This window comes from Bacillus sp. GB_SG_008 (assembly GCF_052038115.1).
Taxonomy (GTDB): domain Bacteria; phylum Bacillota; class Bacilli; order Bacillales; family Bacillaceae_G; genus Bacillus_A; species Bacillus_A rhizoplanae.
This window is the reverse complement of the sequence record NZ_JBPZSK010000004.1, coordinates 69,953-93,201: the sequence shown is the minus strand read 5'-3', so window position 1 is coordinate 93,201 and position 23,249 is coordinate 69,953. Positions and strand designations below refer to the sequence as shown.

The window sequence follows — 23,249 nt, the reverse complement described above, 5'->3', positions numbered from 1 at the left end:
AATTATAAATATACTGAAAATAATAAATTCGCAATATTCAATTAACTTATTATTGTAAACGTTATCAATATGCGAATTTCAAAAAATTGAAAGAGGGGATAGAAGTGAGTAACGTAAAAAGTGTAAAAGAGGTAACGGCATTCCATGCCAATAATATTTGTCCAGACGATTTGCCTTGGATTCCTTATTTTGGAGATGCAAAATTTAAATTGCTTAAAGCCAATCCGGTGACAGGACAGACGGTTACGCTATTAAAAGTTCCTGCGGCTATGCAGCTTCCCGCTCATTTTCATCCTGGTACAGTTATTGTTTATACCGTCCAAGGTTCTTGGAGATATCTTGAGGATCCTTGGATCTCTAAAGCTGGTGATGTCGTTTATGAACCAGCTGGCTCCTCACATACACCTCAGGCTGTAGGAGATGAAGAAGTTATTACGCTTAATATTGTTGAAGGAACATTAGACTATTTAGGTGAGAATGGAGAAATTATTGCTAGAGATAATTTTGAGTCATTCCTGAAAAAATACCATGACCATTGCGCGGCTGAAGGAATTGAACCTGTAGATGTGACCAAATTTTAAAAGATAGATTCGTAAAAAAGAGAAGCCAGTCGTTCACATGTGACGAAGGTGCTTCTCTTTTTTCTTTCTTAACTCTTAATAATTTTGGATTTTAGATAATGAATATATTTGTTGGCGAAAGTGGATAAATGTTTATTCTCTGATCGAACCAACCCTAAAGAAATATTTACAGTCCTATGATTCATCAAATCAATCGGAATGATATCACCATTGATGACAGGGGGATAATTTTTCATTACGAAATCAGGAGCAAATGTAATAGCTAAACTTTCAATGATGGCTTGAAGAACTCCGTCCATATTATTTGATGTAAATAGGATTTTTAAGGGCTTATATTTGGTAAAGAAATCTTGAACAAAATACTGCATAAATTCACCGTTATATGTAACGAGAGTTTGATCAAGTATATCATGCGGAGCTATGGTACCAAGAAACGCTAGGGGAGAATGCTTAGAAACATATACTTTCTGTTGCCCTTCAAATAGTGTTTCAAAAGCTATTCCTTCCATGTTTATGTTCAAATCGGCTGAATATGTAATTAGTCCGATGTCGGTCTTATGCTGTCGAATATCTTCAATCACAGCAGATCCACTTTTTTCGGACACCTCCACATTCACATGTGGATATTCTTGTCTAAAAGCAGCTATAGCTTTTACCAGAAACGTCGTCAATCCGGGTAAAGAAGATAATCTTAGTTCCCCCACATCCAAGGAATTGAATGAGTTGGATGTCTCTTTAATTTCTTCAATTTTTTTCAGTACTTCGTAGGCGAGTTTTAGAATGATTCTACCTTCATCTGTTGGTACAGCACCGTGTCCACGGGAGCGATTAAGAATTTTAATCCCTAACTCCTTTTCTAAGCTGGTAATGGATTGACTGATTGTGGATTGGGTCACATGAAGATTCTGCGCTGCAATAGTCAGAGAACTGTACTTCGAGACTTCAATAATATATAGTAATTGCTCAATGTTCATGACCGTACCCCTTTTTTGAATATTAGTAATACTTACTTACAAATTAAAATCTTTAATTTTATTTAATTATAATTTATGAGTATAATCAAAACAATAATAATATTTGGAAATTTTAGAATATTCTCGATATAAAGGAGGGTTTAGAATGTCATCAAAACAATTTTTTGATTTAACAGGACAGGAAGAAATAGTTACTGAAGGTGGTAATAGTTTAGGGCGATTAATGGAAGTTAATGATACTCACGTGGGCAGAAGAGGATGCAAACGTTGTAGTATGTTCACGTCGAATAGAGGGTCACGAGAAAGCTGTGAAAGAAATCGAAGTATTAGGGAGACGAGTACTTGTCCTAGCATTGGCGTAACAGATTCTGAATCTGGCGTTTAAGGTGTGGATAAAGCGCTTTCTTATTTCGTAACTGGATAAATAATACATGGGGAGGAGACAGATGTCAACAGAAACTGTTTTAATTACAGGTGCTACAAAAGGAATCGGTTTGGAATTTGCTAAAATTTTCGCAAGCCATAGTTATAACTTGGTTTTAGTGGCCAGAGACGCAACGTTGCTGGAACAACAAGCCGAGAATTTTAAAAAGGATTATGGCATACAAATAAATACTTTTGCCGGCGATTTGAGCAGCTTTACAACGGTAGAGAGCTTGCATCGCCATTTGAAAAACGAGGGAATTGACATCGATATTTTGATTAATAATGCTGGAGCTGGCGGGTTCGGGCTCATGACGGAAATGGATATTCAGAAAGAAATGGAATATCTGCAGCTCAATATGATCTCGCTTACGTATTTAACTAGACTTTTTACGGATGACATGGTGAAACGAAAGCAAGGAAAAATTTTAAACGTGGCTTCACTAGCGGCCTTTCAGCCAGTTCCACGGATGTCGATGTATGGAGCAAGCAAATCGTACGTCTTATCCTTTTCGGAAGCGATTGCGGAAGAACTGAAAGGAACCGGGGTTCAAGTTTCCGTATTATGTCCCGGCTTTACCAAAACACCGCTCACGCAGCAATTCGCCGGAGCAGGCACGAAAGTGTTCAATAAGAACATGTTGGATCCGCAAATGGTTGCCAAGTGCGGATTTGAAGGGTTAATGAAGAATAAAAGGGTAATCATCCCGGGCTTTAAAAATAAATTCATGGCTAAATCTGTGGGACTGCTGCCAAGGAAATGGGTAACCATCTATACCCGAAAACTTCTTGAGCAAAAAGTGTAAAAAATAACAGACTATGGTATTGTTGGTGATTTATTTTAGGTGGTTCCACTTCTAACGGAAGAATTCAAAAAAGTACTTGTAAACTCTTAACAGAATCAAGGGAATATCTTTATAAATATATGACAACTAATAAATTATTCAGGTAATAGGAGGAGAAAAGGTGGCCCAAAACTTTAACTTTTATCAAATTTGGAAAGATAATTACTCCCGGTATAGCAACTTTTGGGATGAGCAAGTGACTAAAGAGTTTCCTGCTCAAGGGATAGGACAGATGTTGGAGATGAATCTTCAATTCAAAAAAATGATGAATGACACAACAGAACGTTTTTATGAATTTGTTAATCTACCAACACGAGATGACCTTGCACATATTTCCTCTCAGATTGTCAATATAGATGCAAAGGTTGATGATTTAGAAGAATTTATACAAGAAACTCAGGATAATCAAGGAGATTCAGCGGAATTGCAACGTGAAATGGCAAATTTAAAAAAGGATATGAAAAGCCTTGATACGAAACTGAATCAAATCATAATCTTATTAAAATCACCAACAGATATGAGTACAAAAGGTACTGTATAAAAGTGATACAGAAAAAGCAAATCCATAAGTCTATTATTAATAAATTAATTTTGTAAGGGGTGAAGTCATGAGTGTTCTTATGACAAAAGAATACGAAAAGTTTATCGAAATGATACCTGAGGAGTATCAACAGATGTATAGACGTGTAAAAAGTGCAACTCAAGTGTTAACATTAGATGCCGAGCCAAAAGTAGGTCCAACACCGAAGGAAGTTATTTGGACTAGGAATAAAACGAAGCTCTATCGATATATTTCTGATCAACCAAAAAAACATAAAATTCCAATTTTGTTGATTTATGCACTGATTAATAAACCATATATTATGGATTTAACAAAGGGTAGCAGTTTAGTAGAATATTTAGTTAATCGTAATTTTGATGTCTATCTCCTTGACTGGGGGACACCTGGCCGTGAAGATAAAAATATGAAATTAGATGATTATATTATGGATTACATCCCACGTGCAGTTCGTAAAATATTGCGAAAATCGAATGCTGATGAGGTATCCATACTTGGTTACTGCATGGGTGGTACTATAACATCAATATTTGCGGCGCTTCACCCTGAATTACCAATTCGTAACCTTGTTTTTTTGACAACTCCTTTTGATTTTGAAGAAACTGGTCTATACGGTGCTATGCTAGATGAGCGGTATTTTGATATTGATAAAGTTGTCGAAACACTCGGTAATATTCCACCTGAAATGATTGACATTGGAAACAAATTACTCAAACCGATGGCAAACTTTTATGGGCCATATGTTAGTCTTTTTGATCGTGCTGAAGATGAAAAATTCGTAAAAAGCTTTAAGCTTTTGCAAAAATGGTTAAACGACGGCATTCCATTTCCTGGTGAAGCCTATCATCAGTGGATTAGCGATTTTTATCAAAAAAACAAACTGATTAAAGGGGAACTGTTTATTCGTGGTCGTCAGGTTAAACTTGAGGCAATCACTGCTAATGTGCTCAACTTATCAGGTGAAATCGATATTATTGCTCAACCACATCAAGTAGAAGCATTGATGAATCACATATCAAGTAGAGATAAACAATATATAAATTTACCTGTTGGGCATACATCTATTGCTTTTGGAAGTAAAGCTTCAAAAATAACTTATCCAACGATTGGTGACTGGTTGGAAGAACGGTCCAGCTAATAATGAATAATGTTCGAATAAGATGGTCTGTATTCTCAACTTGAAGAAGTTGTGAAAAGCTAAATTCTTTTAATGAAGAATTTAGTCTATAAATCATAATGAAAGCGTTTTATTTAAGGCGGATAATCTTAAGAAGAAAGTGCACTCCACAAAGTAAAGATTTTTTCATTTTTCACTTTGAGAGTAACTGTTACTGTAAAAAATTAATGAAGGGGTGAAATTATGTGGGTTTGTACTACACATATGAAAGAAACATTACTATTTTTAGAAACTCCCCATGTTAGCAAAGCTTCGTTTCAAATTAAGTGTTCCCTTTGTGATAATCTTGCTACTGCGAAAGTTTATTACACTCACCGAACTTACCATTTTACTAAAAAACAATTCATGGATTCTTTATCAAGATCTTCCACTAAAAAATCTGGCTAATTAATTTTTGAAAATACAAATTTACACTTTACTAATATCTAAAAAATACGAGAGAATTCTGATTACGCATAACGTTATGAAACGTATTATATTGTTACGTCTAAGGTACACAAAAATAATCCGAAACAATTCGGTTATAATATGGACTTATTTGAAGGAGAGTATTTTTTCTCCGTTTTTTATTTTGAAGACATTGATTTTACGAACGGTTAGGTTTTATATAAGAACATTGTCTAAAATATCACCTAATGTTCATACATTTTTTTATTACTCTTATTAGGATTATCGATGATAACTTTACCTGTTATTGAGTTTCTTATTGCAGAAAATATCAGTAATATTGTTAAAAGCCTGTTTTGATGATATTCAAAACAGGCTTTTTCTTTTACAAACTAACATTTTTCTTCTTCGCTAACATGAATTTTTCATCTAAAAAGTTTGTACCTAATACACCGAGAATAATCATGACTGCCCCGATGATATGGTAATATGCAAGATCTTCTTGTAAGAAGATTGCACCAGCGAACATCGTAATTAAAGTTGATACATTGCTGAATACACTCATCTTTGATGCTTCCATAATGGATAAAGCGTAATTTGATAGAAATGCTGTTAATAATGAGGAAAGGATTCCTAAATATAAGATTGAAACTAGAAATAATGGGCTTGTAAAGGGCTGAAAATATAGGTTCATAGTTCCAGCAGCAATATGATCTCCGATAGACAGTGTATTAAAGAAAACAAAACCAATTGCGGTCATCATATACGTTACATCGATTAATCGGAATTGTTTTGTCATTTTTCGTGCTAGGATATTATAACCAGCTGATGATAATGCTGATAAGAGAATGAGTATAACGCCGGTAAAACTAGTAGTATGAGAACCGAATCCTTTCATAACAAAAATATAGATGACACCAGATACAGATAAAAGAAGTGAGAGCTTTTGCCAAATTGTTGTTCGTTCTTTTAAAAAGTAAGAGGCACATACCATTGTGAAGATAGGAATAGTAGCTTGAATAATGCCTGCTTCAGAAGACGATGTATACACTAATCCAAATGCTTGAAAAGTGAAGAATAAAGCTGGATATAGAATTGCTATTGGTAAAATAGTAAGCATGTTTTTAAATGTAATATTTAATTTGATAAAACCGAATATTACTGGAATAGATGCGATAAGAAAAGAAACGGTAAATCGATGAGCTAACGTATCAAGTGGCTCCGTGACTGTAAGAGTTAACTTTACAAACATAAATGAAAAACCAATTATGAATGTATAAAGAACAGCTGCGGCGTATGCCTTTTTTATTTGTGTCATATTTACACCTCATGTAATGAATTTTCTTACTGGCCAGTATATGTAAATGGTAATATTTTCTTGTGGATGCTACAATACAAATAAATACCATCTGTACCGGTACAAAAATATATAGAGGTGTAAGCGTGTATAAATATTTAATCGTTTTTAATGATTTAGAAAAGTTAATTCAAAATGGAGAATTAAAAGAAGGTGATAAATTACCTTCTATTCGATCTTTAAGTACGCGTTATCAATGCACGAAAAGTACAATTATTCGTGCACTCCAAGAGTTAGAAAAAAGACATATGATATACTCCGTTTTGAAAAGCGGATACTATGTTGTGAAAAAAACGAACGAAGATCATGCAAGCCATAGTAGTGTAATAGATTTTGCAACATCTGCACCTGATCCAGATGTTTTTCCATATTTAGATTTTCAGCATTGCATTAATAAAGCAATTGATACATACAAAAATGATCTATTTATATATGGGACTCCGAAAGGGTTGCCTTCGTTAATTCAGGTTGTTCAAAGGCAATTAACAAACTATCAAGTGTTTACGAATGAAGAGAATATTTTTATTACATCTGGCGTACAGCAAGCGCTATCTTTGTTAACTTCTATCCCGTTTCCAAATAAAAAGAACACGATTTTAATTGAACAACCGAGTTATCATTTATTTATCGAGTATTTAGAAACGCACAACATCCCTGTTAGGGGAATTGAACGAACAGTGGAAGGGATAAATTTAAACGAATTAGAACGTATATTTCAAACAGAAGATATTAAATTTTTTTATACAATGCCGCGGTTTCATAATCCGTTAGGTACATCGTATTCTAAGAAAGAAAAGGAGGCTATTGTCCGTTTAGCGAAGAAATATGATGTGTTTATCGTGGAAGATGATTATTTAGCAGATTTAGAAAGAGATGCTAAAGCGGATCCGATGTACAGTTATGATGATTCCTCTCATGTTATTTATTTGAAGAGTTACTCCAAAATTATTTTTCCTGGACTCCGAGTTGGTGTTGCTGTCATACCTAATTGTTTAACGGAAATTTTCTTTACATATAAAAAATTACTAGATATTGATAGTTCTATGATTTCCCAAGCAGCCTTAGAAGTTTACATAAAAAGCGGGATGTTTGATCGACATAAACAAAAAATTCGCGTTTCCTATTATGAAAGATCCGAGAGGTTAGCCGCTTCTTTGAAAGAATGGAGTAGTACGAACAACCAGTTGTTTCAATACCACGACGCACATTTTCCATGTGTCCATACACACATTACGCTAGTTAAGAAAGTTATCGTTCAGCCACTTATTCGAAAGCTACTAAAAAACAATGTATTACTAGATTCGATTGATAAAAATTATTTATCTTTTATTCCGAGAGAAAGAATATTGAAATTAAACGTATCAAACGTAAAGGAAGAAATGATTGAAGAGGGGATATGTAAGATTATCGATGAAATGAAACGTATATAGATTGTTCTGTTGTTTTGAAATAAAGTTTGGTTAAACATATTAATAGAACGTGTATTTTGCAACAAACAAAAAAGGAATCCATTTTGAAAAAAGATTGATCAAAATGGTTTCTTTTACATTTTAAATGAACTTTTCATTTTATAAAAAAGTTTGATTATTTTCTGCCTATGTTACTCCACAATCGCGCCCTTTAATTGAATAATTAATTAGCTTCTAGCTACTTTCGTTGAAGATCAAAAGCTGTTGAAGCTGGATCGTACTTATCGAATTTAGCATACGTTAGCTCAATATCATACTTCCCATTTATTCCAGCAAGTAAGAAATAATATCTTGATTCTTACTTTGTAGTGAGCTTGGGATATCATCACGATTTGAATTTAATCTAAAGTAACAAGTGTCGACTTTATCCTGATATAAACGATATCGTAATATTTTCTTTTCACTTGCGAGTTTACTTATAATTTGTTCAAAAAATTGGCTCTGAGTCATCGTATCCACTGAACCTAAGTGAAATATTCCCTTTAAATCATTTTCAATAATAAATCGTAATTGTTTTGCTAACAGAACATCCAAAAGATTGTTACATACGAGATTGCTGTACACATCTATCACTTTATTATTTTTTATGCTTTCAGTGATTAAATTCCATCTTGGTGAATCCTTACCCCATATTGCTGGGATTCGGATAATTATCACTTGCTCATTCAAAGTTTCTTTTAGCATGTTTTCACATTCAATTTTGAACTTCCCATAATCTGATTCGGCAATAGGTATATCTGTTTCTGTGTGGGGTCTTGAAATATCTCCATCAAATACATTTGTGGTAGAAAAATAATAAACACGGCTACTTTTATTTTGTAATTCCATAGCTAATTCTTTATGAAACAGGAGCTGTTGATCAAAATCCCCTCTGAGGCAAGAAATCACTATGTTGGGTTTAATTGTCCTTATAATTTCTTTCAGTTTATCGAGTTGCTGAACTTCTAATTGGAATTGCTTATCATTAGGGAGGGTAGTTAACGAAGAAAAATACGTTCCATATAGGTCAAATTCATCAGTAAATTCATCTATTAAAGCTCTTCCTACAAGACCACTTGCACCCAGAATGAGTATCTTTTGCATTACAAATTCCCCTCCAAACAAATTCTTTTATATTTAAAACGAACAAATAACATTCTCTTCCACTCACGATGTAAACCACTTCTTCCACCTAAAAATTCTCTCTGATATTCAATATTCCTGCAACGTTAGTTAAGTACATTTCTTTCACAATCTCATACTAGTTTTTTAACATAAATATCCAATTTTGTTCAGAATTCTTATTCAACAAAATGGCCTGATTGTTGAACAAGAAAAATCCTGCATTTCAAGCAGGATTTTTAATCAAACTTTTTTACAAACAGTACAACTTTTTTATAAACGGTACGACTTTCTTATAACCAGTACAACTTTATTTCAAACCGACATGTTCATTAAGGAAACAGATTTGTAGCATTTTCAATGTTAAGGAAATCCAAATAAAAAAAGCCTTGCTACATATAAAGTTAAATAGACTAAATTAATAAGAGGATATTATGTTCAATATATGAGCATATATCCTCTTTTCTTATGCATATTAGATTTGTTATTTAGACATTGAAAATATAGTTTAATATGTATACAACAAAAAGGAACGTACGTTTGTTTTAGATGGAACGTGTCACGCTCGTTTGAACGGAAATTGTCCTCATATGGAAGCCCCACCTTGTCTAACTTGTGGTGATAACCAAACCCCATGTAGAGACTTAGCGGTAGGTTTTTCAGAGTTAGATAAACAAAAGTATGAACTTCACGTTAAAACAACCACAAAGGCAATTGAAATAGCGAAACAACGAGGTTGGGAAGATATTGCGGAGAAGAATCAAAAGAATTTAAAACGTTATCAAAACATTTTAAATACCCTCCAAGAAGGAAATGTTATCTTTGGTAGACAAGATCGGATGAAAAGAAAGTTAGGTGTTAAAAATGGCTGAATATGACCGTTCTGAACATTTGAAAGCGATTCATGCCAAACGAAAAGCAAATACCTATCAGAGAGTAGATGAAGCAATAAAAAGGCTCATAAAAGCCAATGAGACTATAAACTTCAATAGTGTTTCTAAAGAAGCTGGTGTATCGAAAGCAACACTCTACAACAACAAGGATTTCCGTTCAAGAATTGAAACTCTAAGAAATCAACAATCACAAGTACCTACCCCGAAACAAGTAAAGCGAGAAATGAATGAAAGTAACAAGGATGCCCTGATTGCTTCCCTAAAAAGGAAAAATAAGAAATTAGAAGATGAAAACAAGAAATTAAGAGAACAACTGAAAGTAGCTTACGCAGATATTTATAAAAAGTTATAGTCAATAGGAGAACGTTGTTCTCCTTCTTCAACTATCGGGCCATATTCTTGAATAAGAAGAAAAAAGGAGATCATCGGAGTTTGGGAGAAATGTATCTGTTATATCTTTCGAATATTAGATAGGGTAGTCTGTTTAATCTTGAACAATTGGACGCCTTCCTTTAATAAAAGGGAATACATTTTTTATACTCTCCGTATCTTTTTAAGAAGGAAAACCGTTATGTAAAATGAAAGGTATTTTTACACTCTAATAAAGTGAATGGGGGAAAACTATGAAGGTCCTTATATTAGGAGGTACTCGTTTTTTAGGAAAAGCTTTTGTAAAAGAAGCATTGAAAAGAGGTCACGAAATTACATTATTTAATCGCGGTACCAATAAAGAGATGTTTCCTGAGGTTGAGCAGCTAATTGGTGATAGAGACGGTGATGTCTCACTTCTAGAAAACCGGAAATGGGATGTTGTAATGGATACCTGCGGATTTGCTCCGCATCAAATCAAAAAAATTGCGACTGTACTTGGGGATAACATCGAACATTATACATATATCTCAAGCATCTCTCTTTATAAGGATTGGATTCCCCTCAATATTACGGAAAACTATCATTTACAATCCATGCCGCCGGATGATAAGTTGAAAGACGTTGAGGAGGGGAAAATTTCTCCCTATGAGTATTACGGCGCGTTGAAAGTACTTTGTGAAGCAGAAGCAGAAAAGCATTGGCCAGGGCGTGTTTTGCATATAAGAGCAGGGCTGCTTGTCGGACCGTTTGACTATACGGATCGGCTTCCGTACTGGGTTCAGCGTGTGGCACAAGGTGGAAAAGTATTGGTGCCGGGACGTTCAGATCGCCCTGTTCAATTGATTGACGTAAAAGATATAGCAACATGGGTGTTCAATATGGCAGAAAACAGAAAAAAAGGCACGTTTAATGTAACAGGTCCGAATTATGAATTGACTATGAAAGAGCTATTAAACACCTGTAAAGCTGTCACAAACAGCGATACCGAATTTGTGTGGGCAGAAGAACAGTTTATATTGGAGCACAAAGTAAAGCCATGGACGGAAATGCCTTTATGGATTCCTGAACACTTCCCGTTAGAAGGAGAAACAGAACCGTGGAAAGGATCTTTTTTCATCAGTATAGAAAAAGCTGTTAACGCTGGACTTTCCTTCCGACCTCTTGAAGATACTGTTTATGATGTGTATCAATGGGAGAAAGCGAGACAGGATACAGAACGAAAAACAGGGATATCACGAGAAAGAGAGCAAGAGCTGCTAGAGACTTGGTTCCAAAAAGAGAAAAAGGAGACATTGTGATGGGGTTATAACCCCCATACCCATCTAATTCAAGGAAAATTACATCCTAAATAATTGATTATTCTAAATAATGCTCTTCATCAATCAGGCCAGATTGTTGAACAACACCTTTTAAGAAAATTGGATATCTATGTTAAAGCTTATAAGAGATTGTGAAAAAATGTACTTAAGCTAACTGGCAGGTTAGTTGAACAAGAAGGGGCAAAAAACTTGTATAATTTAATCATCATATTCAGTAATAGTGACAAGGAGGGTATATTTTGTGGATATGGTTGTAGAAGACGAACATTATTATAATAACAGTTATGTTGTCGTTAACGACATAGTAGAGTTTGAAAGAGTCTATATGATTGATGAATATAAGTTTAATAATAAAACGTATGAGGCTTTATGGAAGGTGTATGAAACATTGCCATCTTATATGGGAAATCAAACAACTCTTCCTTGCTGGTTTGGTGATGAGGAAAAAGGAGATAGATACTTTATTTCAGTTTCAATTGAAATGTCAGGACTACAGTTTTGGGGTAAATTGCCTATTTCTGATTTTTTACAATGGGAAAATAAATTCAATGAATTAATAAAGAACTTCCCCTTTAAATATCAATAAAAATAAGCTTCTTATTAAGCTAACGGGTGCTTATATTAAAGGTCTAGCTGCCATTGAAGGCAGCTTTTCTTCTTGTACTAACGGGACAGTTTAGTTGAACAATGGTCATTAGCTTTTTTTCAACAATCGGGCCATTTAATTGAATAAGAATCTCAAGCAAAAATATTTTTGATAACATTGGTATGAAGTTTGTGAAGCATTACATTTAAACAAGTTATCACTAATGTTATAATTTATCTATGTCAATACATTTAAAACTACTCATTAGTGGAAAACTGCGAACGGAAGATTATTTATATTAGTGGAGGTTTAGACGATGGACTTGAAGTCAGGGATTTCTGAAATTATTGGTATTAAAGCCGATGATATACCAGCTTCAATCGAATACAGGATAATAGAATCCATAAAAGAGGATGGATATAAGAGACATCTTATTGAGTATAACTCCAATGGAGATACAGTCATTGCCTTTCTTTTAATTCCCGAAGTTCTTAATAATAATCCTGCAATACTAATAAATCACCAGCATAACAGCGAGCATCATTTAGGGAAAAGTGAGGCATGCGGATTAGCTGGTAATCCATTGCAGGCTTTTGGACCGGAATTAGCGAGAAAGGGATTTGTTGTTTTAGCACCTGACTCGATATGCTTTGAAGAGAGACGGAAAAATGCGCAGGGGATAGTACCTCTACCAGGCGATGAGGATTTTTTTCAACATTTAAATGAAATGTCTTACCGCATCTTAAAGGGTGATAATCTGATGAAAAAAGTAATGTTTGACGCTATGAATGGAGTAACTTTGCTGTCTGAACTTACTTTTACTGATAATAAAAAAATTGGCACACTGGGGCATTCTTATGGTGGAAATACCGTGCTATTCTTGTCTGCGTTAGATGAGCGGATTTGCTTTAGTTGCGCAAGTGGAAGCGCGTGCACCTATGAGAACCGAATGCTAAATGATGTAGGTATTGAACTGGCAAGCGTGATTCCGCGTTTCAACAAAAGCTATGATATATTTGATTTAGTACACTGTATTGCTCCAAGACCGTTATTGATTGTCTCTGCGAATGAAGACAAATACTCGAGGGATGCAGACTTTATTGTTGAACAAGCCCGTCCATCATACGCAAAATATGGGGCTGATAATAAATTATGTCATAAGAGATATAATGGTGGCCATGGACTGACAAAAGAGAGGTTTGATTACATCGTCGAATGGTTGTGTATGAGTGCCGGATACACCGCATTATAAGCATTATATGAAGATATTTTACTTCACATTCTTCTTATTATATGTAACAAAGATATTAGCTTGTTCAAGTAAACAAGCTAATAGAAACATATTGTTATGCCATTAAAGGGCGCTTTTCTTTAGTAAGAGGGCGTCTTTTTGATATGCCCCTACACATCAAGGGATTAGATTTTGTTAAGGTAAAAAAAGATTGTGAATATTTTTACTTAAACTAACGGGTGCGTTAGTGGAAGAAGATTAAGGCTGAGGCCATATCTTAGTTATTCCATTAAAGGGCGCGATTGCAGAAGATGATGGCTAACGACTTTGAATCGTTAGTCATTTTTAAATCATTCTTTAAATACATGTCTACTATGATGTAGCTTTGAAATAAAGTTTGATTAAAAAATACCTCACAACCCCATATTTTACGATAAAGAAAAAGAATCCATTTTGAAAAAAGATTGATCAAAATGGATTCCACTTTTGAGATTGACTATTTATCTTTCATAAAAAAGTATGATCATTTTTGTGATCTTTCCTCCATTAAAGCGCCCTATACCAAAAGAAAAGGCACAATTCATATTAGAGAATTGCCCCCGAATGCTTAAATAAGATACTTAACTAGGTATATTTTATTTCATCATCTCATTATAAATATAGAGACTATATAATGCAGGTATCAACAAACCAAGAGCAAGGCAAAAAACAGAACAAACCACCACGCTTATTCCAAAAGAACAAAATTCAATCTTATACTAACAAGCATAATAACGGAAATACGGCAGTCATGAAAAAAGGAAGCTGCCAAAACTTGAATTTGCTTGCTTTATCTAAAATCGTCCCTGGTTGATTGTTTACACTTTATACTTCGCTAGAAAAAATTTTTCTCAACTTTAAGGAGGAAATTTAATTGGAACCAGTGCCATCTACCCAAACGAAGCTACAAGCTCGTGAAGACACGAAAAAAAATGCACTTATTTTCATTGCTGTTGTGGCTATTCTTATTGGAACTATTTTTGTGAGTTTATTACAACTTCAGCCACCAAAGGTTGTACCAGCTACTGGTTCAGCAAATGAGTTTTCTGCAGAGAGAGCACTCTCCCATTTAAAAGAGTTTGCTGTAAAACCACATCCTCTTGGATCGGTAGAACATGACAGAGTTCGAGACTATTTTGTTCACAGTTTAGAAGAGTTAGGATTAAATCCTGAAATCCAAAAAGCCAATTCTTTAAATAGTGTCGGCAGATGGATAGTAGGCGGCACGGTGGAAAACATTGTTGCCAAAATAGAAGGAACGAACTCTACAAAAGCGATTATGCTCGTTGCACATTATGATTCTGTACCAGGATCAGCAGGTGCAGCCGATGATGGCTCCGGAGTGGCTGCCATCTTAGAAACAGTAAGGGCCTTAAAGGAAATGGCACCTCTTCAAAACGATGTCATTATACTCTTAACTGACGGAGAAGAAAATGGATTACTTGGAGCAAAAGCATTTGTAGAGGGACATCCTTGGGTAAATGATGTCGGATTAGTATTAAACTTTGAGGCACGGGGAAACGAAGGTCCCTCTTTTATGTTTGAAACAAGTGATAACAATAGCTGGCTAGTTAAGGAGTTTACTCAGAGCGCTTCCACACCTGTCGCTCATTCCTTCCTTTATAGTTTATATAAGCAAATGCCAAATGATACTGATTTCAGCGTGTTTAAAGAAGCCGGTCTTAAAGGATTAAACTTTGCCTTTGGTGAAGGGGTTGATCATTATCATACAACCAGCGATAACATTCAAGAGCTAAGTTTAGAAAGTCTCCAGCATCACGGCGAATATATGTTACATCTTGTCACCCATTTTGGAAACGTCGATCTCACTCAAACTCATGAAGGAAATCAAGTTTTCTTTAACATTTTGGGTTCCAACACGATTACCTACTCAGACAAACTTGTCATTCCGATTATGGTGTTGGCGGTTATTCTTTTTGCCGTTACGGCCGTACATGGATATTGGCTTAAGAAACTATCCCTTTTTGGAACATTTGCAGGTTTTCTTGTTTTCATTATTGGCATCATCGGGTCTTTTGCCATCGGATCAGGATTATGGTCCGTACTCACCTTTATTTTTACGGATCAAGAATGGTTAATGGGAACCGATAAGACGGTTGGTACCCTTTACCTCATCAGTTTTTCCATTATTATCTTTGCTTTCTTGACTATCCTTTATGGGTTGGCTCATAAAAAAATCAAAACAGGCAGCTTAATGATGGGTGCCTTATTTCTTTGGTTAATCCTTTTAGCTGCTTCGAGTTTTCTGCTTCAAGCAGGCAGTTATGTGTTTGCGTGGCCACTATTATTTGCTCTAATCTGCGTCAATATTTTGATTCGTTTAGATGAGCATTCATGGAAGAGTTATCTTGTTACAGCTGGTTTTGCCATCCCGGCATTTCTTATTCTATCACCAGTTATTTATCTCTTTGAAGGACTCATATCCATGCATATGGCTGGTGTGCTCATGGTCCTTGTTTCTCTTTTAGGTACCATGCTGGTATCTATTTTCACCACCTTAAAAATAAAATTCAATTGGGTGATACCATCCATCTTCTTAGTTACAGGATTATTGGTCATGATCACTAACAGTATCAACCTAAATAACATGCCGACAGCAGAACATCCACAAGCAAGCGATATTGCTTATTTTATGGATGCAGATTCAAACAAAGCATATTGGGCGGCCCGTCAGCCATTAGATGAATATACATCGAATTATATTAATGAAAATGTGAAGAAAGGCCATACGTCAGAATTTTTTCCTATTTTAAACTGGGATGCAAGTTATACCCAGGCTGATTTATATAGCATGGAAGCACCTAGTGTGACGGTATTATCTGATAAGGTTGAAGGTGCCAAGCGGACAATAGAATACCAATTGAAGACGAATCGCAATGCTGAAGAATTGTTAATGGAGTCTTTTTCAACGATGAATGTATCTCAACTGATTATCAATGGAAAAGAAGTGGAGTTGAAGCAAAAAGAATTCACAAAGGAATCGCCATTTGAATTCAATTACGTTCTAGGTCAAGCCGAAGAGTTACATGTAAAGGTAACCGTAAATGCTAAGGATTCTATAGAGTGGATGATAGCCGATCGTTCTTACAGCATTCCAGAATCAAAAGGGGAACGGTCGTCAAAATACAGTACCTATGGGGATAATTCATACATCATGAAAACGATTAAACATTAATGACCATTAAATAAAGGCCGACATATACAATGTTTGATTCTCCAAACTAGTATATGTCGGCCTTTTAATACGATTGACTGCTTGTAAAACATCGGGAGGTATTTGAATGGAAATTAAATAATGAATGCCATTTAAATGGTAAAACTTGAACAATAAAACTCAATTACTTATGATACGGTTCACCACCATTAATCTTAAACTAATTTACCTTCTGTAAAATCGGCAACTCTTCCTCAACAATCTGGCCCGATTGCTGAATAAGAAAAAATCCTGCACATCAACACAGGATTTTGATCAAACTTTTTTACATATTATCAATCTTTATTTTTAACGATCAGACTTTTTTATAAATTATCAAACTTTGTTTTAAAGCCACATATGATAGATCACATTATAATTCTAATTTTTTCATAAAAAGGTATTGATAACTAGCCGTATCCGTATAATGCTCCTCGATAGTCAAATCCGTTTCATGATAGAGCAAACCGTCGATGACATGTACGGCATCCCGAGCGTTCATATTGATAACAATGTCATTCTTACTAAATCCAATGCTACTCGACTAAGAGAGAGCCCTTCAAGACGTTACCCCATCATTTGACTCTTCGATATAACCCTTCAGTTCCGGCAAGAACTGTCTAGCCATTACCTGAGTAATGTAGCCATTCTCAATTTAAGCTAGAAACATTTCGCACAAGAAAAGCGTCCTTTTATTGAATAAGCTGCTCTTTAATTGCACATTGTTCTCGAATTGTTCGTTTTTTTAGTAAATGGTAACATATAATATAATCGGTTCTCGGATGATAACCATAAAAAGCAAGGAGGTAAGTATGAACTTGACCCCAAATCAACGATCCGTGTTACTTGCATTAACCACTGATTGGCAGACACCAATACAGATTGCTGGTCAGCTTCCAAAAGCATGTGACAATCCATCCAACGTAAATCAGGCGCTTAAAGACTTAATGCATGAAGGTTTGGTTCAGGCTAATCCAGTTTTGCTCGGCATGTACCGATTAACTTCGGATGGCATTGCCACCAAGGCGTTGGAATTGAGTAAGAACCAATAAAATGTTGACACTTACACAAGAGGAAAAAATCATTCTATCGATAAGATGTTTGTTCAATTGGATAGACTACCCTTTAAGGGCGTTTTTTCAATATATATGGATTTTTATTCCTCTTTACTCATCATCTTTTCACTTCTATACTTCGCAATTTTGATCAAATATGCAATACCATATACAAAATACTAACTTAATAAAAGAGCAGGGTAAATTGAATAAAGATTTTTTGAAATGGTTGGAAGAAGATGATACATTTGGTTTAAATGGAAAATAAAAATAATGATTTTTATTGCGGAAAAGAAGATGAGGTTCCTGAATATGTTGTGGAAGAGTTTCATTATGATTTAAAAGAGGATGAAGAAGTGGAAGTGGTATGACCTTTTTGTAATGGCACAATGCGAAGAGAGAGAAAAGACCCAAGTGAATAATCTTCACTTGGGACGTGATTTAAGTCGCGTTAGCGATTTTGTTCTTGCTATTAACTAGAAAATGAAGATTCCCAGAAAGTAAGTTGTTCTTTTTTTTTAACTTGGTTAATATTTTATGTTATAGGAAAATGTCTGGAAGAGGTGATGTCAAGTTGGACGGGAACACTAAGATCACTTTTTCACCAAAGATTTGGATTCCAAAACAGATTGAAGAAGCATGGAAATTAAAACAAGAACTTGGCCAAGAGGCCATTTTTATAGCTGGAGGAACATGGATTCAGCTTCGCTGGGAATCGGGGGAGAAGCTTCCCAATCATATCATTCATCTTGGAAAAATTGATGCATTAAATAAGGTTCAGCTGTCAGCTGACCAAACCTTAAGTATTGGTACATTCACCACCTTAGCAGCTTGCCGCAGCCGCCCTGATATCCAGAAGTACTGGCCGATTTTAGCAGAGGCCGCTCGAAATGTCGCATCTCCGGCGGTACGAAATCAAGGTACGATAGGCGGGAATATCGCATGCGGCTTTGGAGATATCATTCCAGCCCTGCTGGTGTTGGGTGCAACTATTACTTGGTTTGATGGATCCGACTATATAACCGATGAGGCAGGCAATTTTTTAAAGAATTCCTCAGCCAAAATTGTAACGGAAATTCATTTACCAAAATCCCCAAAAACTAAAACCTTTTATAAAAAAATTGGCCGGCGTGAAGCCTTTACGCCTTCCCTTTTGACGGCTGCCGGTACACTCGCAATGAATGAACGAAATAAAATAGAATATGTTCGACTTGCAGTTGGTGGAGGAGTCATCGTTCCTTCCCGTTTACTAACATGTGAAAGCATGCTCCAAAATCAAGTGCCAAATGAAGAGTTATGGCAAAAAGCACATGCACAAATCCTCCAAGAATTCCAGCCGCTAACAGACCGTTTTGCTTCCTCTCACTATCTTAAATTAGTTGCTGCTAATCTATTAATTGCCGGTCTAACCGAATCGTTATCTTAAGGGGGGAGTGCTTTGCATCTTAATCGTGAATCATCAGGCGAAAACTGGCGGGTAAGACCTGATGGAGTAGAAAAAGTAACAGGCACCTTAAAGTATCTTACTGATTTAACGTTTCCAACTATGTTATTTGGAAAGATTATGCGCAGCCACTATCCACATGCAAGGATTATAGCCATTCATACAGAAAAGGCGAAAAAACTGAAGGGAGTCCATGGGGTTTTAACCTATAAGGATATACCTGGGTTAAATGGGTTTGGTATTCTCGACCCGGATCAGCCTGTCCTATGCCATGATAAGGTTCGGTTTATAGGTGATGCTGTCGCGGCTGTAGCCGCTGAATCCAAAGAGATAGCCGAACAAGCCTTAAAGTTAATTGAAGTGGAGTATGAAGTTTTCCCGGTAGTCGATGACCCAGAGCTATCGCTGTTACCGTCAGCACCTCAAATTCATGAAAAGGGAAACATCCTCCACCGTTCATCCTTTAAAAAAGGAGATTTGGATGAAGGCTTTAAAAATTGCGAGTTTATTATTGAAGAAACGTATGATACTCCAAGGCAAATCCATGCTTATATGGAAACGGAAGGAGGAGTGGTAGTTCCTGATAAGGATGGCGGGATCATCGTCTACATGGGGACGCAACATGGCTACTGCGACCGCTTTCAGCTTTCGAGAATTTTAAATCTCGATGAAACCAAAATACGGGTTGTCTCAAGTCCGATGGGCGGCTCCTTTGGAGGAAAAGATGAATTAAATGTTCAGTCATATGGGGCATTGCTCGCGCTTCACACGGGCTATCCTGTAAAAATCCATCAAAATCGGAGGGAGTCGATACAGTCAGGAATAAAGCGGCACCCGATGCGGATTAAGATGAAAACAGGTGTGGATCGTGATGGAAATATTTTAGCGCATGAAGCTACTATCATTGCTGATACGGGAGCATATGCGACACTCGGCCTTGCAGTATTAGAGTGTGCGGTTGAAAATACAGTCGGACCTTATTTGATTCCAAATATTAATATTGATGGCGTATCTGTTTATACGAATAACGGTGTATCAGGAGAATTTAGAGGGTTTGGCAGCAACCAAGTTGTTTTTGCACTCGAAGGGCAGCTTGATCGGTTAGCTGAAAAATTAAAGATGGACCCTATTGAATTGAGAGAAAAAAATATTAAGAGATTAGACGGATTAGGTGCTCTTGATCAAACCATTGCACCAACGGATGGAGCAAAAGAAGTCTTGGATGCCATCAAACAGTCTAACATTTTACGGATGAAAAAAACGGATAATGGTAAATGGAAAAGGAGAGGTGCAGGGATTGCGATAACCATTCTCGGTCAAGGATTGGGTCACGGGATTCCGGACCCAGGGGCAGGGTGCATGTCAATCAGTAAGGATGGCAAAATTGAAGCAGCTTTTGGTGTAGAAGAGGTGGGTCAAGGGGTATTGGCTGTCATTGAAACCTTACTTATGAAAGCCTTTAAATGTGGAAGTGATGATCTCAATATTGTAATCGGGGACACGGAGAAGGTTCCACATTCCGGTTCGACAACGGCATCAAGGGCAACAACCATGATTTGGTTAGCCATTGAGAGGATGAGAGAATCCTTTGAAAGTCAAATTCTTCAGCGTGCATCACAAATGACGGGACTTCCAAAACAGCAGTTGTGTCTAGGTCCAGGTGGAATATGGAGGGAGTCGAGGTTGATCGTCTCTTATGTTAATTTAGCAGGTCAATTAAATGAACCTATCGAGGTATCGGTTGAATTCCCTTATCCACAATCCAATGATACCGTGCAAAAAGGACGCTACCTTTATTCTTTTGCAGCTGTTGCAGCTGAAGTTGAAGTTGACCTATTAACAGGGAAGGTTACTGTGCTTGGTTTGGACCAAGCGATCGCTGCAGGCCCGGTCGTTAGTCCAATGGGGTATCTCGGTCAAATTGAAGGAAGCGGGGTGATGTCCATTGGTTACACGCTAACGGAGGATTGTCCAATGGAAAAAGGAAAGTACGTAACTGAGAATTTTGACACATATTTAATTCCGACGATTTGCGATGTTCCTCCCGATATGAACGTGTACGCCATTGAAACTGTCCAGTCAGGAGACACATTCGGACCAAAGGGGATTGGAGAAATTGGAACAGTAGCGGTTGCCCCGGCGATTGCCAAAGCGATTCATGATGCGATTGGGTATTGGTGTAACCGAATTCCTGTTTCACGGGAGGAAATTTTACAGGCAGTGGAAAAGGAGGGGAGAATTTGGACGTAATCATTGAGGTTCAGTTTAAAGTAAATGATCAATCGGTAAATCTTGGGGTCCCACCTTTACGCCGTCTGAACGATATTCTTCGCGAGGATCTTGAAATGACTGGAACCAAAATCTCCTGCGGGATCGGCCGCTGCGGTGCATGTACTGTCTTAATGAATGGTCAAATGGTTAACTCTTGTTTAGTGATGGCGTTTCAATTAAATCATGTTGAAATCGTAACGATAGAAGGACTTGACGGTGAAGAAGAACTCGATCCGATACAGAAAGCTTTTATGGAAGAGGGCGGCTTTCAATGTGGGTATTGTACACCTGGGATGATTTTAGCAACAAAAGCATTGTTAGAAAAACATCCTCACCCAACCCAGGAACAAATCCTAGAAGGACTGTCTGGTAATCTATGCCGCTGCACGGGATATGGGGGAATCCTTCGAGCAGTAAAATCTATTTCCAATGCCATTTCCGGTGCCTGATACCGTTCGTGGACAAAACGTTCATTTTGTACGCCTCGAGTAGACGTTTGTTGAAAAGTAGATATTTCGTAAGAGCGACAGCAAGGATGTTTTATGAACAGGGGGGGAGTTTGTGAGAGAAGAAAGATTTATGAAGATGGCAGTAGACATTGCCCTTGAAAATGTTATGACAGAACACGGTGGCCCGTTTGGAGCCATTATTGTGCGAAAAGGCAAGATCATTGGAATTGGCCGTAATGAAGTGACAGCAACGAACGATCCGACCGCACATGCTGAGATGCAGGCGATTCGCGCAGCCTGTAAAGAATTAAATAGTTACCAATTGACAGATTGTGAGATTTATACGAGCTGCGAGCCTTGCCCGATGTGTTTCGGAGCAATCTATTGGGCGAGACTAACATCAATCTATTATGCGTGTACAAAAACAGAAGCTGCTGGAATTGGATTTGACGATCAGTTTATTTACGAACAACTTGCGTTACGATTTGAGGAGCGAGCGATACCAATGAAACAAGTACGGCCAGAAAATTACATGATACCATTCAAAATTTGGAAAACCTCAATTAATAAGGCAGAATATTAATAAAGGGTGTCAGGCGCCGTTAGGGACAAATGTCCTTTTCTGGTGCCTAACACCCTTTAATAGTTACTCGAAGCTTGGTGACATGCAGGGAGTCGATTTGGCTAAATAGGAAGCCTTGTTTTTCAAGGATGGACAAGCTCATATAACTGGTATCAACCATTAATAACTGAAAGTTGTCTCTTGCAGTTATGATAGAGAAAATCCTTATACCTTGTACGACCTCCAGTAAATACTTGCTTCATCAGCTTTTCTATTATGTCATTTTGTATTTCTTGATTTCGATAAAAATAATCATAAAAAATAGCTATTTTCTGGCATATGTCATCTATTATTGAGCCAAAAACTGAAATGCTAATTCAAATAAGAAATATTTTTCGAAAATATGCTCCTGGGCTTGATACTTATATGACCACGGAGGAAGCTGAAGACCTACATAACCTTCGCATCTCACAAATACAAATCAATAATTTATTTGAAAAGCCAGTTACTAAGATATACCGATGGGATGACGAATATACTACGGAAAAGTATCTAAAATTAATTCAATCCTACTCAGATTTTCACGATATTAACGATGAGAAGAAACAAGCTATTTTAGAAAGTGTTGCAGACTATATCGAAAGTGAAAATGGTAAAATAGTTGTTCCACAAGAAGTAAGATTATATATGGCTAGAAAGTGATGTTTGACATTCTTTTCTTAAACAAACGGAGTGCGTTAGTTGAAAATAATAAGCCTATTTGTATCCGTGGCCCTATTTTTGTTATCCCATTAAAGGGCGCGATTGTTGAACAACAATTAAAAGGGCGATACATATTATACATGACTAATATGTATCGCCCTTTATTTTTTATGACTTTTTACGATTTAGGTCTTGATAATATAAAGTGTAGTAAGGCTTTTATTTTTCTATATCAAAAT

At 36.4% G+C, this 23,249-nt stretch carries 21 protein-coding genes and 3 pseudogenes; 20 read left to right on the top strand and 4 right to left on the bottom strand.

What is annotated here, in order from left to right; genetic code table 11:
- Positions 1-104: 104 nt before the first annotated feature.
- Complete coding sequence (locus tag ACTDJC_RS11955) at positions 105-581, top strand: 2,4'-dihydroxyacetophenone dioxygenase family protein (RefSeq protein ID WP_098309852.1); 477 nt, start codon at positions 105-107, stop codon at positions 579-581.
- A gap of 68 nt (positions 582-649) precedes the next feature.
- On the opposite strand, the gene ACTDJC_RS11950 is transcribed toward ACTDJC_RS11955, so the two are convergent.
- The gene (locus ACTDJC_RS11950) at positions 650-1,555 is read right to left on the bottom strand and encodes a LysR family transcriptional regulator (RefSeq protein WP_440603526.1); all 906 of its coding nucleotides are present in this window, start codon (positions 1,553-1,555) and stop codon (positions 650-652) included.
- A gap of 145 nt (positions 1,556-1,700) precedes the next feature.
- Between ACTDJC_RS11950 and ACTDJC_RS11945 the strand changes: the two genes are divergently transcribed.
- The 5 genes and pseudogenes from ACTDJC_RS11945 (at position 1,701) to phaC (ending at position 4,520) form a co-directional block, all read left to right on the top strand.
- Positions 1,701-1,940 carry a hypothetical protein gene (locus ACTDJC_RS11945; protein WP_253629525.1) on the top strand — a complete coding sequence of 80 codons (240 nt, stop codon included), beginning with the start codon at positions 1,701-1,703 and terminating at the stop codon, positions 1,938-1,940.
- A gap of 61 nt (positions 1,941-2,001) precedes the next feature.
- A complete protein-coding gene (locus ACTDJC_RS11940) occupies positions 2,002-2,784 on the top strand; it encodes an SDR family NAD(P)-dependent oxidoreductase (protein WP_098309850.1) in 783 nt (260 codons plus the stop codon).
- Positions 2,785-2,874, top strand: a pseudogene (locus tag ACTDJC_RS11935) (hypothetical protein); the annotation flags it as partial.
- A 70-nt stretch (positions 2,875-2,944) separates the two neighbouring features.
- Entirely contained in the window at positions 2,945-3,364 is a 420-nt protein-coding gene (locus tag ACTDJC_RS11930) for a hypothetical protein (RefSeq protein ID WP_098309849.1), read from the top strand.
- Between the two features lie 67 nt (positions 3,365-3,431).
- Positions 3,432-4,520 (top strand): class III poly(R)-hydroxyalkanoic acid synthase subunit PhaC, encoded by a 1,089-nt coding sequence (gene phaC / locus ACTDJC_RS11925; RefSeq protein ID WP_098309848.1) that lies wholly within the window; start codon positions 3,432-3,434, stop codon positions 4,518-4,520.
- Positions 4,521-5,331: 811 nt separating this feature from the next.
- Here phaC and ACTDJC_RS11920 read toward each other — a convergent pair.
- On the bottom strand, positions 5,332-6,264 hold the full coding sequence (locus ACTDJC_RS11920; protein WP_440603525.1) for a DMT family transporter: 933 nt from the start codon (positions 6,262-6,264) through the stop codon (positions 5,332-5,334).
- 125 nt (positions 6,265-6,389) lie between these two features.
- Here ACTDJC_RS11920 and ACTDJC_RS11915 point away from each other — a divergent pair, with 125 nt between their 5' ends.
- Positions 6,390-7,733 (top strand): aminotransferase-like domain-containing protein, encoded by a 1,344-nt coding sequence (locus tag ACTDJC_RS11915; RefSeq protein ID WP_253629527.1) that lies wholly within the window; start codon positions 6,390-6,392, stop codon positions 7,731-7,733.
- Positions 7,734-8,036: 303 nt separating this feature from the next.
- On the opposite strand, the gene ACTDJC_RS11910 is transcribed toward ACTDJC_RS11915, so the two are convergent.
- Positions 8,037-8,855 (bottom strand): sugar nucleotide-binding protein, encoded by an 819-nt coding sequence (locus ACTDJC_RS11910; protein ID WP_440603524.1) that lies wholly within the window; start codon positions 8,853-8,855, stop codon positions 8,037-8,039.
- A gap of 569 nt (positions 8,856-9,424) precedes the next feature.
- Between ACTDJC_RS11910 and ACTDJC_RS11905 the strand changes: the two are divergent.
- The 7 genes and pseudogenes from ACTDJC_RS11905 to ACTDJC_RS11875 all read left to right on the top strand — a co-directional run.
- Positions 9,425-9,745, top strand: a pseudogene (locus ACTDJC_RS11905) (tyrosine-type recombinase/integrase); the annotation flags it as partial.
- Positions 9,738-10,118, top strand: a complete 381-nt coding sequence (locus tag ACTDJC_RS11900; RefSeq protein ID WP_440603523.1) for a DUF6262 family protein — start codon at positions 9,738-9,740, stop codon at positions 10,116-10,118. The pseudogene ACTDJC_RS11905 and the gene ACTDJC_RS11900, both read left to right, overlap by 8 nt.
- 271 nt (positions 10,119-10,389) lie before the next feature.
- Entirely contained in the window at positions 10,390-11,436 is a 1,047-nt protein-coding gene (locus ACTDJC_RS11895) for an SDR family oxidoreductase (RefSeq protein ID WP_440603522.1), read from the top strand.
- A gap of 262 nt (positions 11,437-11,698) precedes the next feature.
- A complete protein-coding gene (locus ACTDJC_RS11890; protein WP_440603521.1) occupies positions 11,699-12,043 on the top strand; it encodes a hypothetical protein in 345 nt (114 codons plus the stop codon).
- Between the two features lie 316 nt (positions 12,044-12,359).
- The gene (locus ACTDJC_RS11885) at positions 12,360-13,295 is read left to right on the top strand and encodes an alpha/beta hydrolase family protein (RefSeq protein ID WP_440603520.1); all 936 of its coding nucleotides are present in this window, start codon (positions 12,360-12,362) and stop codon (positions 13,293-13,295) included.
- A gap of 652 nt (positions 13,296-13,947) precedes the next feature.
- Positions 13,948-14,127 carry a hypothetical protein gene (locus ACTDJC_RS11880; protein WP_440603519.1) on the top strand — a complete coding sequence of 60 codons (180 nt, stop codon included), beginning with the start codon at positions 13,948-13,950 and terminating at the stop codon, positions 14,125-14,127.
- A gap of 69 nt (positions 14,128-14,196) precedes the next feature.
- Positions 14,197-16,509 (top strand): M20/M25/M40 family metallo-hydrolase, encoded by a 2,313-nt coding sequence (locus ACTDJC_RS11875; protein WP_440603731.1) that lies wholly within the window; start codon positions 14,197-14,199, stop codon positions 16,507-16,509.
- 424 nt (positions 16,510-16,933) lie between these two features.
- Here the strand turns inward: ACTDJC_RS11875 and ACTDJC_RS11870 are convergent.
- Positions 16,934-17,038 (bottom strand): annotated as a pseudogene (locus tag ACTDJC_RS11870) (Tn3 family transposase); the annotation flags it as partial.
- A gap of 307 nt (positions 17,039-17,345) precedes the next feature.
- On the opposite strand from ACTDJC_RS11870, the gene ACTDJC_RS11865 reads away from it, so the two are divergent.
- The 6 genes from ACTDJC_RS11865 to ACTDJC_RS11840 all read left to right on the top strand — a co-directional run bounded on the left by ACTDJC_RS11865 (position 17,346) and on the right by ACTDJC_RS11840 (position 23,010).
- On the top strand, positions 17,346-17,579 hold the full coding sequence (locus ACTDJC_RS11865) for a hypothetical protein (protein ID WP_440603518.1): 234 nt from the start codon (positions 17,346-17,348) through the stop codon (positions 17,577-17,579).
- 577 nt (positions 17,580-18,156) lie between these two features.
- The gene (locus ACTDJC_RS11860) at positions 18,157-19,008 is read left to right on the top strand and encodes an FAD binding domain-containing protein (RefSeq protein ID WP_440603517.1); all 852 of its coding nucleotides are present in this window, start codon (positions 18,157-18,159) and stop codon (positions 19,006-19,008) included.
- A gap of 12 nt (positions 19,009-19,020) precedes the next feature.
- The gene (gene pucD / locus ACTDJC_RS11855; protein WP_440603516.1) at positions 19,021-21,276 is read left to right on the top strand and encodes a xanthine dehydrogenase subunit D; all 2,256 of its coding nucleotides are present in this window, start codon (positions 19,021-19,023) and stop codon (positions 21,274-21,276) included.
- Entirely contained in the window at positions 21,267-21,746 is a 480-nt protein-coding gene (locus tag ACTDJC_RS11850) for a (2Fe-2S)-binding protein (protein WP_098309835.1), read from the top strand. Before pucD ends, ACTDJC_RS11850 begins: the two co-directional genes overlap by 10 nt.
- 112 nt (positions 21,747-21,858) lie before the next feature.
- The gene (locus ACTDJC_RS11845; protein ID WP_098309834.1) at positions 21,859-22,329 is read left to right on the top strand and encodes a nucleoside deaminase; all 471 of its coding nucleotides are present in this window, start codon (positions 21,859-21,861) and stop codon (positions 22,327-22,329) included.
- Positions 22,330-22,677: 348 nt separating this feature from the next.
- A complete protein-coding gene (locus ACTDJC_RS11840; protein ID WP_440603515.1) occupies positions 22,678-23,010 on the top strand; it encodes a hypothetical protein in 333 nt (110 codons plus the stop codon).
- Positions 23,011-23,249 lie beyond the last annotated feature (239 nt).